Genomic DNA, 233 nt, shown 5'->3' with positions numbered 1-233 from the left:
GCATTGAGCTGTCGGAAGAACTCACCTTGTTGAGATGCCGGCACGAACCGGCTGAAATAGCGCCGGTACTCCGTATCTTTCAAGCGGCCACCCAGGTCGGTCAGGAACTCGTACAGGTTGGCGTACTCCTTCAGCGGCTGCTGCGGGTTATCGGGCAGATACACCGCCAGGCGCTCAACGCGCGCCGCACGGATGCGTGAGGGGCCGATCAGCAGTGGGCCGACCAGTTCCAC

Annotated in this window: 1 protein-coding gene; it reads right to left on the bottom strand. The window is 62.2% G+C overall.

Translation table 11 applies throughout. The features are described from left to right. A partial coding sequence (locus SB756_RS35760; protein WP_410913980.1) for a dermonecrotic toxin domain-containing protein occupies positions 1-233 on the bottom strand: 233 nt, incomplete at both ends.

The sequence above is a fragment of the Pseudomonas sp. SIMBA_068 genome (assembly GCF_046534705.1).
In the GTDB taxonomy this organism is placed as follows: Bacteria; Pseudomonadota; Gammaproteobacteria; order Pseudomonadales; family Pseudomonadaceae; genus Aquipseudomonas; species Aquipseudomonas putida.
Note: the sequence above shows the minus strand (reverse complement) of the source record. Positions and strands in the feature narration are given on the sequence as shown.